This is a genomic window from Pseudotamlana agarivorans, assembly GCF_001642835.1.
Lineage (GTDB): Bacteria > Bacteroidota > Bacteroidia > Flavobacteriales > Flavobacteriaceae > Pseudotamlana > Pseudotamlana agarivorans.
The window spans coordinates 81,220-96,122 of sequence record NZ_LXEI01000001.1 but is presented as its reverse complement, the minus strand read 5'-3'; the positions used below and the strand labels follow the sequence as shown (position 1 = coordinate 96,122).

Genomic DNA, 14,903 nt, shown 5'->3' with positions numbered 1-14,903 from the left:
AAGGCAGTCGAAATGGGGAGGTTAGGAGGGGCTATTGTATGCAAACATTTAGATCAGAAATAGAGAACCCAATTGTAGAGAAGGATATCATTGAATTAGCTAGAAAAATCGAGCTTTTCAACAATGGTAAAATTGATGAGGAAAAATTTAGAAGTCTTCGTTTGGCTCGTGGTGTTTACGGTCAGCGTCAAGAAGGCGTACAAATGATTCGTATTAAGATTCCTTACGGAAAACTTAAAAGTAATCAGTTACGTAGAATTTCTGAGGTTTCTGATGAATATTCTCGTGGTCGTTTACACATCACAACCCGTCAAGATATTCAAATTCACTATGTGGATTTAAATAGAACTCCTGAGCTTTGGGCAGAATTAGAAAAAGATGAAGTTACAGTTCGTGAAGCTTGTGGTAACGTAGTAAGAAACGTTACGGCTTCAGAAACGGCTGGAATCGATGTTAATGAACCTTTCGATGTGTCGCCTTACGCTGATGCTATTTTTAAATTCTTTTTACGTAACCCAATCTGTCAAGAAATGGGACGTAAATTTAAAGTGTCTTTCTCTTCTACAGACGAAGATACTGGGTTGTCTTACTTACACGATATCGGGTATATCGCTAAAGTGAAAGATGGTGTGCGCGGATTTAAAGTTATGGTTGCTGGTGGACTTGGGTCACAACCACGTCATGCCGATGTGTTGTATGATTTTGTTGAAACCGATAAAATCATTCCAATCATGGAAGGAGTTTTAAGAGTTTTCGATCGTTTTGGTGAGCGTAAAAGTCGTGCTAAAGCCCGTATGAAATTCTTAGTAAAAGATATCGGTTTAGAGGCTTTTAGAGCATTAATTGATGAAGAACAAAATGCGATTGAGTTTAAATCGGTGGCTATTGATGCCGATGCTTATGTGCCTTCAATACCAGTTTCGGTTGAAGCACCTCAAGTTGATATAAAAGACCAAGCAGCATTCGATTTATGGAAATCTACCAACTTAATTCCGCAAAAGCAGGAAGGGTATGTAGCGATTGGTATTAAAGTCTTATTGGGTGATTTCTATACCGATAAAGCACGTTTATTAGCCGATTTAATTGATAAGTACGCTGCTGGTGAAGTACGTTTAACATTACGTCAAAACATCGTTATTCCTTTTGTTAAGGAAGATTTAGTACCGTTTTTCTACACCGAATTAGAAAAATTAGGATTCGTAGAAGCGGGATATAATAAAGCAGTAGATATTACAGCTTGTCCTGGAACAGATACTTGTAATTTAGGTATTGCGAGTAGTACAGGTATTGCCGATGAATTAGAACGTGTTATCAAAGCAGAATACCCACAATATCTTAAAAACGACGATGTTGTTATCAAGATTAGTGGATGTATGAATGCTTGTGGCCAACATAATATGGCCAATATTGGTTTCCAAGGGATGTCGGTTCGTACGCCAGATAAATTAGTTGCCCCGGCTTTACAAGTGTTACTTGGTGGAGGTAATTTAGGAGATGGTAATGCTACTTTTGCAGATAAAGTGGTGAAAGTACCAAGTAAAAGAGGACCTGAAGCTTTAAGAAGAATCTTAAACGATTTTGAAGCCAATGCTAACGGTAAGAAGTTTGTTGAGTATTATAAAGAAACTGGCGATCGTTATTTCTACGATTTATTAAATGATTTACAAGATGTGTCTAATTTAACTCCAGAAGATTTTATCGATTGGGGAACACAAGAAGAATACGTTAAGGAAATTGGAGTTGGTGAATGTGCTGGTGTAGTGATCGATTTAATTGCCACTTTATTTTTAGAAAGTGAAGAAAAAATTGATAATGCTAAAGAATCTTTCGATAACAAGGTGTATTCAGGTGCTATTTATTACGCTTATCAATCGCTAGTTAATTCCGCGAAAGCGTTATTATTAGCCGATAATGCGAAAACAAATACACATGCAGGAATCATTAAAGATTTTGATGAAAAGTTTGTAGCTAGTGGAAAAATTAATTTAGGCGTTACTTTCGCTGATTTAATATATCAAATAAATAAATTTGCACCAACCCAAGAGTTTGCGGCAAAGTATATTGATAATGCAAATGACTTTTTAGGAAAAGTAAAAGCGTTTAGAGAAAAAGATACTGCTGCTATATAATATAACCAGCATTGTAAAAGAAAAAGATGAGTAAAAAAACACCCATATTAACTGTTGTAGGCGCCGGCCCAGGTGACGAAGATTTAATTACATTAAAAGCCATAAAAGCTATTGAGGCTGCCGATGTGATTTTATACGATGCGCTTATAAATGAAGCCTTATTAAAATATGCTGCCAAAGATGCAGAACTTATTTTTGTAGGGAAACGTAAAGGGTGTTATGCGTTTCAGCAAGAACAAATTAATGATTTAATTGTTGCTAAGGCGAAAGAAAAAGGACATGTAGTGCGCTTAAAAGGTGGTGATCCATTCATTTTTGGTCGCGGTGCCGAGGAGATTGATTATGTGAGACAATTCGGTTTAGAAACCTTTGTTGTTCCTGGTATATCATCGTCTATCGCAGCACCAGCATATCAAGGGATTCCGCTTACAAAACGTGGGGCATCAGAGAGTTTTTGGGTGATTACTGGAACCACGAAAAAACATCAAATTTCTGGCGATGTGGCCTTAGCGGCTAAATCGACTGCAACGGTTGTGATTTTGATGGGGATGAGTAAGCTGGATGAAATTGTAAGTATTTTTTCAGCTGAAAACAAACAAAATACGGCCATTGCGATTATTCAAAATGGAACTCGAGAAGATGAAAAGGTAGGTATTGGTACTATAGAAACTATTCAAGATATTGTTGCTAAAAAGGAGCTTTCTTCCCCAGCTATTATCGTAATTGGTGATGTGGTAAAGGAACGCGCTGTTTTAAGTCGTATTTATTCTGAAGTAAAAGAAGCCTAGGTGATGGAAGAAAGAAACAACCTGTATCCGATATTCTTAAAAGCTAAAAGTTTAAATATTCTTATTGTGGGTGGTGGTTATGTGGCCGAAGAGAAATTAACCTTTCTTTTAAAATCTAGCCCTGATGCTCATGTGACGATGGTGTCTAAAATGTTTCGCGAAGAAACCATAGCCCTAGCGAAAAAAGGTGATGTCACCTTAATTAAAGATAAATACAAGAAAAAATATTTAAAAGGCCAACATATTGTAGTCGCAACAACCAATAAGCCTAAAGTAAATATTAAAGTTCATAAACACTGTAGAGCAAAAAGCTTGTTAGTAAACGTAGCCGATAATCCGCCGTATTGCGATTTTTATATGGGTGGAATCGTTACTAAAGGAAACGTGAAAGTTGCGATTTCAACCAATGGAAAGTCGCCAACAACAGCAAAACGTTTACGTCAGTTTTTTGAAGATGTCATCCCCGAAAATGTAGATGATTTAGTGAAGAACTTAAATGAATATAGAAAAACTATAAAAGGTGATTTCGAACAAAAAGTTGAAAAACTTAACGAGTTCACTAAAGGATTAATTGAAAAATAAGTAAAAGTAACCATACGATGATTAAAACAGATATACTAATAATTGGCGCGGGGCCAACAGGATTATTTACAGTATTCGAAGCTGGATTATTAAAATTGAAATGTCATTTAATTGACGCTTTACCACAACCTGGTGGACAGTGTTCAGAAATTTATCCTAAAAAACCGATTTATGATATTCCTGGATTTCCAGAAGTATTAGCAGGTGATTTAACAAACAATTTGTTAGAGCAAGGAAAACAATTCGAACCTGGATTTACTTTAGGTGAGCGTGCAGAAACAATCGAAAAACAAGAAGATGGTTCTTTTATTGTTACGACTAATAAGGGTACAAAACACCACGCACCAGTAGTGGCTATTGCTGGTGGTTTAGGGTCTTTCGAACCTAGAAAACCTGCTATCGAAGGTATCGCTGATTATGAAGATAAAGGTGTGGAGTACATCATTAAAGATCCAGAATTTTACAGAGATAAAAGAGTAGTAATTTCTGGTGGTGGAGATTCTGCCTTAGATTGGAGCATCTTCTTAGCGGATGTGGCTTCAGAAGTGACTTTAATTCACAGAAGAAATGAATTTAGAGGTGCTTTAGATTCTGTTGAAAAAGTTGGTGAATTAACCAAACTTGGAAAAATCAACTTAATCACACCTGCTGAAGTAAAAGAATTACATGGTAACGGAAAAATTGAAGCGGTAACTGTTGTAAAAGATGGTGAAGCAAGTCAGATTGAAACCGATCACTTTATTCCTTTATTCGGATTGTCTCCAAAATTAGGACCTATTGCAAATTGGGGCTTAGAAATAGAGAAAAATGCTATTAAAGTTGACAATTCCTTAAACTACCAAACTAATATTCCAGGTATATTTGCTATTGGAGATGTGAATACATATCCAGAAAAATTAAAACTGATTCTTTGTGGTTTCCACGAGGCAACATTAATGTGTCAAGCAGCCTATAGAATTATCAATCCAGGGAAAAAGTATGTGTTGAAATACACTACAGTAAGTGGTATTGATGGTTTCGATGGTTCTCGTAAAGAAGCTCCAAAAGCAGTTGTTCAAGCTATTAATTAGATAAAAACAAGCTAACCTGTGAATAAAAGTTATAATGTTTGCTTAAAAGACACCGTAAAAACGTTTACTAAGCGTTTGTTTTATGCTCTGTTCGATGAAGAACAAGCTAAAGACCGTAAGCCTTATTTAAAAAAAACATTTTTAAAAATCCTTAAAAAACTGTCTATCGAAGACGGCGAAAATCTTTGGGGGCAGTTTGAAACACAACTTCCTGAAGTAAGACGTAAGTTAGATTTAGATGCCATCGCATTTGAGTGTAACGATCCGGCTTCACACAGTTTAGAGGAAATTTACTTGGCATATCCAGGATTTCATGCCATTTCTATTTACAGGTTAAGCCATGCGCTTTATAAATTAGATATTCATATTTTACCTCGAATGATGAGTGAATATATTCATGGTATTACAGGTATCGATATTCATCCAGGAGCAACCATTGGCGAATCGTTTTATATCGATCACGGAACAGGGATTGTAATTGGAGAGAGCTCCATTATAGAAAAAAACGTGAAAATTTATCAAGGGGTAACACTTGGAGGACTTCAAGTTTCTAAAGACTTGGCGTCAACCAAAAGACACCCAACCATAGAGGAGAATGTGACCATTTATGCGAATGCAACCATTTTAGGCGGTGATATCGTTATTGGTAAAAATTCCATCATTGGTGCCAACGTTTGGATTACCCAATCTGTACCAGAAGACTCTTTGGTTACTTATCAAACCGAAATAAAAATCAGACCACGAAAAAATGGCATACGAGCATAGTATCATTGGCCAAATAGGAAATACACCATTAGTAGAAGCAACGCACCTAATTTCTAAAAAAGGGGTGCGTTTGTTTTTAAAATTAGAAGGCAATAACCCTGGCGGAAGTGTAAAAGACCGTGCCGCTTTTAACATGATTAATGAAGCCTTAAAACGTGGCGACATTAAAAAAGGGGGCACTCTGGTTGAAGCTACTAGCGGAAACACCGGTATTGCTTTAGCGTTTATAGCTAGGTTGTTAGGCTTAAATATGGTGCTAATCATGCCTGAAAATTCTACGGAAGAGCGTGTTAAAACCATGCGTGCCTATGGTGCTGAGGTTATTTTAACTCCTGCCGATATTGGTATTGAAGGTTCTCGTGATTTGGCTTTTAAACTTCGTGATGAAAAAGGTTATGTGCTTTTAAATCAGTTTGAAAATCCAGACAATTGGAAAGCGCATTATAAAACGACTGGTCCTGAAATTTGGGAGGCTACCAATCATAACATCACACATTTTGTCTCTGCTATGGGAACAACCGGAACGATAACGGGTGTGTCTACATTCTTAAAAGAGCAAAATAAAAATATTACCATAGTTGGCGCTCAGCCTGCCGATGGAGCAAAAATTCCAGGGATTAGAAAATGGTCACCAGAATACGTGCCTAAATTTTTTGAACCTAAAAAGGTAGATATTGTTGTCGATGTCTCGGAAGAAGATGCCAAACAAACAACCATTAATTTAGCAAAAGAAGAAGGGATATTCGCTGGGATGAGTAGCGGAGGTGCTGTTTTTTGTGCCTTAAAAATTGCCGAAACTATCGAAGAAGGGGTAATTGTGGCCATTATCTGCGATAGAGGCGATCGCTATTTATCGTCTACATTATTTGAGTAAACCTCGTAATTTTTGTGAAATTAGTGTGAATAAAGGAATATAGTTAGTACTTTTGTGCGCTAGTTCATTAACGTACTAATGTTATCAAGAAAGGTAGAGGGATTAGACCCGTTGAAGCCTTGGCAACCCTTTATCTTGTAAAGAAGGTGCTACATTCTACTGCTTGTCCTAAATATGTTTTCAGGATGTTTACAGGAAGATAACGAGGAGCAAGTTTAAACTTTCCTTGATGACATTATAATTAGATAAAACGTCTAGAAACATAATATAATGTCGCGTATACACCAAGCATTAAAAGAACGCATTTTAGTTTTAGATGGCGCCATGGGCACCATGTTACAAGCATATAAATTTACTGAAGAAGATTTTAGAGGCGAACGCTTTAAAGATTACCCTACACCATTGCAGGGTAATAACGATTTGCTTTCTATCACGCAACCTGAAGCCATTAAAACAATCCACGCCAAATATTTTGAAGCTGGTGCTGATATTGTTGAAACCAATACCTTTTCGGGAACCACCATTGCTATGGCCGATTATCAAATGGAAGATTTGGTTTACGAACTCAACTACGAGTCGGCTAAAATAGCCAAGGAAGTTGCCGATAAATTTACCGCTAAAGAGCCACACAAACCACGTTTTGTAGCAGGTTCAATCGGGCCAACTAACCGAACAGCAAGTATGTCGCCAGACGTTAACGACCCTGGATATAGAGCAGTTACTTTTGATGAATTACGCATCGCGTACAAGCAACAAGTGGAAGCTTTAATGGATGGTGGTGCGGACTTACTTTTAGTTGAAACTGTTTTTGATACTTTAAACGCTAAAGCAGCCTTATTTGCTATTGAAGAAGTAAAGGAAGAACGCAATATCGATATTCCTATCATGTTAAGTGGTACGATTACCGATGCTTCTGGACGAACACTTTCAGGGCAAACGGCCGAAGCTTTTTTAATTTCGGTATCACATATTCCTTTATTGTCTATCGGATTTAATTGTGCTTTAGGTGCTAATTTATTACAACCGCATTTGGAAGCGATTGCGAATAAAACCGATTTTGCTATTTCAGCACACCCTAACGCTGGTTTACCAAATGCTTTTGGGGAATACGATGAAACACCAGAGGAAATGGGCGAGCAAATTGAAGAATATTTAAAGAAAAATTTAATAAATATTATTGGTGGCTGTTGCGGAACATCACCAGAACATATTAGCGTTATTGCAAAATTAGCCGCTAAATATAAGCCACGCCGTCATGCTGAACTTGTTTCAGCATCTCACTAAAAGAGCAGCAAAATGATATTAGAAGTAGCCATATTAAACATAAAGGAAGGACTTTCAGCTGAGTTTGAAATCAATTTCAAAAAAGCAGAAAAAATCATTTCATCAATGAAAGGCTACGTCTCACACCAATTAAAAAAATGTGTAGAGCAAGACGATAAATATATTTTATTAGTAAACTGGGAAACAATCGAAGATCATGAAATCGGATTTAGACAATCTGAGGAATATCTACAATGGAAAGCATTATTACACCATTTTTACGAACCGTTTCCAACAGTAGAACACTATAGATAATGAAAATAAAACAAACCAAATACATGAAATTGTCCGGTTTAGAACCTTTAGTTCTGAACGAAAACAGCAATTTTATAAATGTAGGAGAACGTACTAACGTAGCGGGGTCTCGTAAATTTCTTCGTTTAATTAAAGAAGAAAAGTACGATGAAGCTTTGGATATTGCACGTCATCAAGTAGATGGTGGTGCGCAAATTATTGATATTAATTTCGACGACGGATTAATTGACGGTAAGGAAGCCATGATTCGTTTCTTGAATTTAATTGCTGCTGAGCCTGATATTTGTCGTGTGCCGATTATGATCGATAGTTCGAAATGGGAAATTATCGAAGCTGGTCTTCAAGTGGTGCAAGGAAAATGTGTGGTTAACTCCATTTCATTAAAAGAAGGAAAAGAAAAATTCGTTCAAGAAGCCAAATTAATAAAACGTTATGGTGCCGCTGTAATTGTTATGGCTTTTGATGAGGTTGGTCAAGCCGATAATTACGAGCGTCGTATTGAAATTTCAAAACGTTCTTATGATATTTTGGTTGATGAAGTAGGCTTCCCTTCTGAAGATATTATTTTCGATTTAAACATATTTCCTGTAGCAACAGGAATGGAAGAACACCGCAGAAACGCAATCGATTTTATCGAAGCCACGCGTTGGGTTCGTGAAAATTTACCAAATGTAAGTGTGAGTGGTGGAGTGAGTAACGTATCGTTTTCATTTAGAGGAAATGATGGTGTTCGTGAGGCGATGCACTCGGTATTTTTATACTACGCCATTCAGGCTGGTATGAATATGGGGATTGTAAATCCAGCACTTTTAGAGGTTTATGATGATATCCCTAAGGATTTATTAGAGCATGTTGAAGATGTGATTTTAGACCGTCGCGATGATGCTACCGAGCGTTTATTAGATTTTGCTGAAACCGTAAAAGGATCAAAAACAGAAAAAGGAGTCGATTTAACTTGGCGTGAAAACCCATTACAAGATAGAATCACTCATGCCTTAGTTAAAGGTATTGATGCTTTTATTATTGAAGATATCGAGCAAGCCAGACAAGAAGCCGAAAAACCCATTGATGTTATTGAAGGTCATTTAATGATCGGGATGAACGTTGTTGGTGACTTATTTGGAGCGGGAAAAATGTTCTTGCCTCAGGTAGTGAAATCGGCACGTGTGATGAAAAAGGCCGTAGCTTATTTAAATCCGTTTATTGAAGCTGAAAAAACAGACAAACAAGAACCTGTTGGTAAAATATTAATGGCCACAGTAAAAGGTGATGTACATGATATTGGTAAAAATATCGTGAGTGTTGTTTTGGCTTGTAATAACTACGAGATTGTAGATATGGGGGTTATGGTGCCACCAGAAAAAATTATTGAAACTGCTATAAGCGAACGTGTAGATGCTATCGGGTTATCAGGATTAATTACACCATCGCTTGATGAAATGGTGTACTTAGCTAAGGAAATGCAGCGTCAAAATTTCAAATTGCCTTTACTTATTGGTGGGGCAACGACATCAAAAGCACATACGGCTGTAAAAATTGATACGCAGTATAACAATGCTGTAGTACATGTAAATGATGCATCGAGAGCGGTAACCGTTGTTGGTGATTTACTGAACAAGAAAACATCGCACGAATACGTGGCGAAAATGAAGGCCGATTATGATGATTTTAGAACCAAGTTTTTAAAGCGAGGTAAAGAAAAATCATATATCTCTATAGAAGAAGCCCGCAAAAGAAAATATAAAATTGATTGGGAAACCTCTGAAATTGTAAAACCTAACGAATTAGGTATTCAGATGTTGAAACAAATCAGTTTAAAGGACTTAGTGCCTTTTATCGATTGGAGTCCGTTTTTTAGAAGCTGGGATTTACACGGAAAATATCCTGATATCTTGACTGACGAGGTGGTTGGCGAGCAAGCGACTATCATGTACAACGAAGCTCAGGAAATGATTAAAGAAATCATAGCTAAACAATCTTTAAAAGCAAAAGCTGTTTTTGGCTTGTTTGAAGCGAATTCGATAAATGATGACGATATTTCTATTCAGAAAAAAGGTGAGGAAATCGCTGTTTTTAGAACGTTGCGTCAGCAATTAAAGAAACGCGAAGGGATTCCTAATCATGCTTTAGCCGATTTTATAGCACCTAAAGAATCTGGAAAAACCGATTATATGGGCGCATTTTGCGTGGGTATTTTTGGTGCACAAGAACTAGCCGATAGCTATAGAGCCAAAGACGATGATTATAATGGTATTATGGCACAAGCCATTGCCGATCGTTTTGCTGAAGCTTTCGCCGAATATTTACACAAACAAATACGAACGAAACATTGGGGCTATGCTGCTAATGAAGATTTAAGTAACGACGATTTAATTAAAGAAAGTTACAAAGGTATTCGTCCGGCGCCAGGTTACCCAGCATGTCCCGATCATTTAGAGAAGGAAACCATTTGGGAATTGTTAGATGTTGAAAAAATAATAGGGGTTACCCTTACCGAAAGTTTAGCCATGTGGCCAGCAGCAGCTGTTTCGGGTTACTATTTTGGAAATCCAGAAGCTAAATATTTTGGTTTAGGTAAAATTACCGACGACCAGGTGACCGATTATTGCGAACGTAAAGGGATTACTAAGGAGAAAGCTAGAAAGTGGTTGCACGCTAATATAGCAGAGTAGAAGCCCCATCTAACTTCCCCGAAGGGGAAGAACACTCGAGTGAAAAGAAAAAAGTAAAAAATAATAACATATATCCCGTAACAGTTTCCCTCTTCTGGAGCGATTAGTTGAGGCTTATGATGTTGACCATTGTAATGGTTTTGTTATAAGATAAGTTTTTAAGACCTTTCAGGTTTTAAAAACCTGAAAGGTCTTATATCGGAGAGACGCGTGTTGGGGTTGCAATGGAAAACCAAGAAAAAGAATAATTGCTAATTAAAAGTCTCTTTTTGTTAAAGAAAAGGCATTTAACTTAACAATTAATTTTTATTAAACTAACGAATTGGATAGAATGAAATAAGAATATTGCAGTAAAAATAGAATCATGAAAAAACTTAGAACAGAGATTGTTTTCTTTATTCAACTTTTGATGCTTACACTTACTGCTTTAACGGTTGCTTATTTCACATAATTGATTAACATCATAGAACTTTGTTCTGTGATTTGGGTTAAAAGTGGTTGAGAAACGGCGTTAATTTAAAAAGAGACTGTCAGGTTGAGCTTGTCGAAACCTTTAATATTTATACGATATTAGATATTTCGAAAGGCTTAATATGATATAGACCTTTCAGGTTTTTAAAACCTGAAAGGTCTTTTGCAGGAGTAGCTCGCGTTAGGGATTGCAGTGGAAAGCCCACAGCGAGGTACGAGCGGGGACTTGCAACGTAAAGCCCGACCTCCCGATAGCTATCGGGATTGGTAACGCCCAAATTTTAGAAAACACCTAACCTCCCCATTTCGACTGCGCGCAATGGAGGCTTAGGGAGGAAAACTAGAAAGAAAAGAAAAAGTATAAAATAATAACACATATCCCGTAACAGTTTCCTTCCTTTGGAGGGATTAAGGGAGGCCTCTTATGAAAGTAACAGATCACATTAAAAAAGCAAACGGAAAAACATTATTTTCTTTTGAAGTTATTCCGCCTCAAAAAGGAAAAAACATTCAAGATTTATACAATAATATCGATCCGTTAATGGAGTTTAATCCGCCATTTATAGACGTCACAACTTCTAGAGAAGAATATGTGTATGTCGATAGAGGTAATGGTTTATTGGACAAGCGCATTACGCGTATGCGTCCAGGAACTGTGGGTATTTGTGCGTCAATTATGCATAAATATAAGGTGGATGCTATTCCGCACTTGCTTTGTGGTGGGTTTACTAAAGAAGAAACCGAATATGTGTTGGTTGATTGCCATTATTTAGGCATTGATAATGTGGTGGCTTTGCGTGGTGATGCTAGAAAGGATGAATCGTATTTCGTACCAACTGAAGGCGGAAATGCCTATGCTAGCGAATTGGTTCAGCAAATTTCAAATTTGAATAAAGGCCAGTATCTACATGACGATATTCAGGTAGAACACAATTACGATTTTTGTGTGGGTGTAGCAGGTTATCCTGAAAAACACATGGAATCTCCGTCGCTTAATACCGATTTAAAACGCTTAAAAGCTAAGGTAGATGCAGGAGCAGATTATGTGGTGACCCAAATGTTTTTTGATAATAAAAAGTACTTTGAGTTTGTAGATAAAGCGCGTGAAATTGGTATTACGGTGCCTATTATTCCGGGAATTAAACCTATAGCTGTAAAACGCCATTTACAAATTTTACCTCAGGTTTTTAAAATTGACTTACCAGAAGAATTAATTGAGGCTGTTGAAGGCTGTAAAGACAATAAGGCTGTACGTGAAGTAGGGATTGAATTCGCTATTCAGCAGTCTAAAGAATTGAGAGATGCTGGTGTGCCGTTTTTACATTATTATTCTATGGGTAAGAGCGACAACATACAGTCGATAGCGTCGGCTTTATTTTAATTTCATTTACATTTGTCGTTTTAGAAGTCTGTAAATGAAGTTTCTTTATGCTTGTTTGTGTTGCTTGATTTTTTCTGTTGGATTCTCACAAGAAAAAAAACATACTTCTACCATTGATTTAAGTTATTTCTACGGAAATATTGCTGAACATAATCCGGATATAGCCCATTTAATTACGGGGCACCCTGAAGGCTATATGTTAAGTTGGAATCGAAAAACGTTCGGTTTTGAAGACTGGGAACAGCGTTATAATTATCCAGATTTTGGGGTAACTTATGTGTATCAAAACATGAAAAATGAGTATCTGGGGAGTTTAGCAGCCTTATATGCACATTATAATCTATATTTCTTAAAACGTCATCTCATGTTTCGTGTTGGGCAAGGGGTTGCTTATACCGAAAACCCATACGATAAAGTCGAAAACTATAGAAATGTGGCTTTTGGCTCAAAATTGTTAAGTAGTACTTTTGTGATGCTTAATTATAGAAAAGAACGACTGTTTGATCGTTTTGGGGTACAAGCTGGTTTGACCTTAATTCACTATTCTAACGGTAGTGTGAAATCGCCAAATACCAGTACCAATTCTATATTACTCAATGTAGGTCTTACCTATAATATTGATGAGGAACCTTTGCCATACCAACATACATTGGCTGAAAATGATAAGAAGTTTACCGAGCCGTTCCGCTATAACATTACCTTTAGTAGCGGGGTTTCTGAAAATGATGTGGTGGGAAGTGGACAATTTCCGTTTTATAACCTTTCATTTGCTGTAGATAAACGCATCACTAGAAAAAGTGCTTTTCAATTAGGAACCGAAGTATTTATAACCAAAGCCCTAAAAGAGTTAGTTGAATATTACAGCGTGGCTTTTCCTGAAGTTGATGTTTCGGGCGACGAAGATTACAAGCGTGTTGGTATATTTGTAGGTCATGAATTATTTATAAATAAGATGTCGGTTATCGGGCAACTAGGGTATTATGCTTATTATCCTTACGATTTTGAAGGTCGTGTCTATTTGAGGTTAGGTATTAAGCAATATTTTGGAAACAAATTTTTCGGAAAAGTGAGTATTAAATCACATGGCGCTAAGGCGGAAGCTGTTGAATTTGGAGTGGGAGTAAGATTATGAAAAAACTGTTCTATATAATGAGCTGTATATTGATTTTCGCTTGTGATAGCGAATCGGCTAACGACTGTTTTCAAACAGCAGGATCAGTAATTCAAAAAGAGGTGACGGTGGATTCTTTTGAAACCATATTGGTAAACAAAGACATTGAACTTATCATTAAAGAAGGTTCGCCTCAAAAGGTCCTTATTGAAACCGGAAAAAATTTAATGCCTGATGTGAGCGCTATGGTTGAAAATGGCCAATTAACCCTTACCGATGCTAATAGTTGTAACCTTATTCGTGACTATCATACTACAATTGTTTATGTTACGGCTCCTAATATTACAGAAATTAGAAGTTCTACTCAGCGCGATATTAAATCTGATGGGGTTTTAACTTATCCAGAACTCGCTCTGTTTTCTGAAAATTATGGTGCTCCAGGTACCTATACCAATGGTGAGTTTTATTTGGAAGTAGATAACAGCAGTTTAAAATTTGTGTTTAACAATCTTTCCAATGCTTATGTGAAGGGAAAAACAGAAAGTTTGAGTGTGTCGTTTTATTCGGGAACCTCTCGTTTTGAAGGTCGGGAATTGGTGGTGCAAAAAGTATGGGCCTATAATCGAAGTTCTAATGACATCATAATAAACCCGCACCTAGAACTTATAGGAAAGATCGTGGGTACGGGTGATATAATTTCTATTAATAAACCTCCTGTTGTTGATGTTGAAGAAGATTATAAAGGCCGATTAATTTTTGAGTAGGTTATCGTAAGGATAGATCTAAAATTTAGACATAAAAAAACCTTTACTTCATAGACTAATTCAAATAACAGAAGTAAAGGCTTTTAAGGTTTATAATATTGGGGATTCAGTGAAGTTAGTTTCAAATCTTAATACAATATCATCTTTGGCTTTGATAGTTCCCATCAACCTTTTTGGAGGTGTTAGGTTAAAGCTAGATAGTTTTAATTTTGCGTTTCCTGCAAGGGTTACATTTCCTTTTTCTATGTCCACATTAAAATCTAATGGTATCGTTTTACTAGTTCCTGCAATGACCAAATCGCCTATGGTTTGAACAGCAAATTGACCATTTCCTTTAGGAGTTACATTGGTCACTTCCTTTAAAGTAAATAAAATGTATTTGTATTGATCTGATTTTAGTGTCTCAGTTGCTGTTTCAGTTATTCCTAATTTTACTCCCTTTAAACTTTCGGCTGATACAGCAAGTGATAAATGAGTAATATCACAAGATTCTAAATCATTAAAACCGATAGAACCATTTTTAGTTTTAGCATCTACTTTCCAACCATGCAGATTAGAACTTCCAAATACAGTAAGATGTGATTCTTGATTTTCAAGCTGTAACATTTGTGCTTGAGAGAAATTCATTGTAAAACCTACTACAACGATTAAGCTTACTAGTCTTTTTATGATATTTTGCGTATTCATGAGTTAATGGGTTTAGATTATGATGCAAATA

General features: G+C 36.6%; 13 protein-coding genes and 1 riboswitch. Of the genes, 12 read left to right on the top strand and 1 reads right to left on the bottom strand.

Annotation, left to right across the window (positions count from 1 at the left end):
* The first annotated feature begins 38 nt into the window (after positions 1–38).
* The 12 genes from A6I66_RS00395 (at position 39) to A6I66_RS00340 (ending at position 14,185) form a co-directional block, all read left to right on the top strand.
* The gene (locus A6I66_RS00395) at positions 39–2,129 is read left to right on the top strand and encodes a HEPN domain-containing protein (RefSeq protein ID WP_067144741.1); all 2,091 of its coding nucleotides are present in this window, start codon (positions 39–41) and stop codon (positions 2,127–2,129) included.
* A 26-nt stretch (positions 2,130–2,155) separates the two neighbouring features.
* Positions 2,156–2,917 (top strand): uroporphyrinogen-III C-methyltransferase, encoded by a 762-nt coding sequence (gene cobA / locus A6I66_RS00390; RefSeq protein WP_067144739.1) that lies wholly within the window; start codon positions 2,156–2,158, stop codon positions 2,915–2,917.
* 3 nt (positions 2,918–2,920) lie between these two features.
* Entirely contained in the window at positions 2,921–3,499 is a 579-nt protein-coding gene (locus A6I66_RS00385) for a precorrin-2 dehydrogenase/sirohydrochlorin ferrochelatase family protein (RefSeq protein ID WP_067144738.1), read from the top strand.
* A gap of 17 nt (positions 3,500–3,516) precedes the next feature.
* Positions 3,517–4,569: an NAD(P)/FAD-dependent oxidoreductase gene (locus tag A6I66_RS00380; protein WP_067144736.1), complete on the top strand. Its 1,053-nt coding sequence runs from the start codon at positions 3,517–3,519 to the stop codon at positions 4,567–4,569.
* An 18-nt stretch (positions 4,570–4,587) separates the two neighbouring features.
* Complete coding sequence (gene epsC / locus A6I66_RS00375; protein WP_067144734.1) at positions 4,588–5,334, top strand: serine O-acetyltransferase EpsC; 747 nt, start codon at positions 4,588–4,590, stop codon at positions 5,332–5,334.
* Complete coding sequence (gene cysM, locus A6I66_RS00370; RefSeq protein WP_067144732.1) at positions 5,318–6,208, top strand: cysteine synthase CysM; 891 nt, start codon at positions 5,318–5,320, stop codon at positions 6,206–6,208. The genes epsC and cysM overlap by 17 nt, the downstream gene beginning before the upstream one ends.
* Positions 6,209–6,286: 78 nt before the next feature.
* Positions 6,287–6,414: riboswitch (SAM riboswitch) on the top strand.
* Positions 6,415–6,478: 64 nt separating this feature from the next.
* Positions 6,479–7,492: a homocysteine S-methyltransferase family protein gene (locus tag A6I66_RS00365; RefSeq protein ID WP_067144730.1), complete on the top strand. Its 1,014-nt coding sequence runs from the start codon at positions 6,479–6,481 to the stop codon at positions 7,490–7,492.
* A 12-nt stretch (positions 7,493–7,504) separates the two neighbouring features.
* The gene (locus tag A6I66_RS00360) at positions 7,505–7,786 is read left to right on the top strand and encodes an antibiotic biosynthesis monooxygenase family protein (RefSeq protein ID WP_067144728.1); all 282 of its coding nucleotides are present in this window, start codon (positions 7,505–7,507) and stop codon (positions 7,784–7,786) included.
* Positions 7,786–10,458 carry a methionine synthase gene (gene metH / locus A6I66_RS00355; RefSeq protein ID WP_084399352.1) on the top strand — a complete coding sequence of 891 codons (2,673 nt, stop codon included), beginning with the start codon at positions 7,786–7,788 and terminating at the stop codon, positions 10,456–10,458. The genes A6I66_RS00360 and metH overlap by 1 nt, the downstream gene beginning before the upstream one ends.
* Positions 10,459–11,353: 895 nt before the next feature.
* Positions 11,354–12,310, top strand: a complete 957-nt coding sequence (gene metF / locus A6I66_RS00350) for a methylenetetrahydrofolate reductase [NAD(P)H] (RefSeq protein WP_067144725.1) — start codon at positions 11,354–11,356, stop codon at positions 12,308–12,310.
* Between the two features lie 34 nt (positions 12,311–12,344).
* Positions 12,345–13,442 carry an acyloxyacyl hydrolase gene (locus A6I66_RS00345; RefSeq protein WP_067144723.1) on the top strand — a complete coding sequence of 366 codons (1,098 nt, stop codon included), beginning with the start codon at positions 12,345–12,347 and terminating at the stop codon, positions 13,440–13,442.
* 17 nt (positions 13,443–13,459) lie between these two features.
* A complete protein-coding gene (locus A6I66_RS00340) occupies positions 13,460–14,185 on the top strand; it encodes a head GIN domain-containing protein (protein WP_245683408.1) in 726 nt (241 codons plus the stop codon).
* Between the two features lie 90 nt (positions 14,186–14,275).
* On the opposite strand, the gene A6I66_RS00335 is transcribed toward A6I66_RS00340, so the two are convergent.
* Positions 14,276–14,872: a YceI family protein gene (locus tag A6I66_RS00335; RefSeq protein ID WP_067144719.1), complete on the bottom strand. Its 597-nt coding sequence runs from the start codon at positions 14,870–14,872 to the stop codon at positions 14,276–14,278.
* Positions 14,873–14,903: the final 31 nt, after the last annotated feature.

Excerpts from the sequence above, each read along its gene's own strand:
- A6I66_RS00395 (WP_067144741.1), top strand. The coding sequence starts at position 39 with ATGCAAACATTTAGATCAGAAATAGAGAACCCAATTGTAGAGAAGGAT.
- metH (WP_084399352.1), top strand. The coding sequence starts at position 7,786 with ATGAAAATAAAACAAACCAAATACATGAAATTGTCCGGTTTAGAACCT.
- metF (WP_067144725.1), top strand. The coding sequence starts at position 11,354 with ATGAAAGTAACAGATCACATTAAAAAAGCAAACGGAAAAACATTATTT.
- A6I66_RS00345 (WP_067144723.1), top strand. The coding sequence starts at position 12,345 with ATGAAGTTTCTTTATGCTTGTTTGTGTTGCTTGATTTTTTCTGTTGGA.
- A6I66_RS00360 (WP_067144728.1), top strand. The coding sequence starts at position 7,505 with ATGATATTAGAAGTAGCCATATTAAACATAAAGGAAGGACTTTCAGCT.
- A6I66_RS00380 (WP_067144736.1), top strand. The coding sequence starts at position 3,517 with ATGATTAAAACAGATATACTAATAATTGGCGCGGGGCCAACAGGATTA.
- A6I66_RS00340 (WP_245683408.1), top strand. The coding sequence starts at position 13,460 with ATGAGCTGTATATTGATTTTCGCTTGTGATAGCGAATCGGCTAACGAC.
- cobA (WP_067144739.1), top strand. The coding sequence starts at position 2,156 with ATGAGTAAAAAAACACCCATATTAACTGTTGTAGGCGCCGGCCCAGGT.
- cysM (WP_067144732.1), top strand. The coding sequence starts at position 5,318 with ATGGCATACGAGCATAGTATCATTGGCCAAATAGGAAATACACCATTA.
- A6I66_RS00385 (WP_067144738.1), top strand. The coding sequence starts at position 2,921 with ATGGAAGAAAGAAACAACCTGTATCCGATATTCTTAAAAGCTAAAAGT.
- A6I66_RS00335 (WP_067144719.1), bottom strand. The coding sequence starts at position 14,872 with ATGAATACGCAAAATATCATAAAAAGACTAGTAAGCTTAATCGTTGTA.
- A6I66_RS00365 (WP_067144730.1), top strand. The coding sequence starts at position 6,479 with ATGTCGCGTATACACCAAGCATTAAAAGAACGCATTTTAGTTTTAGAT.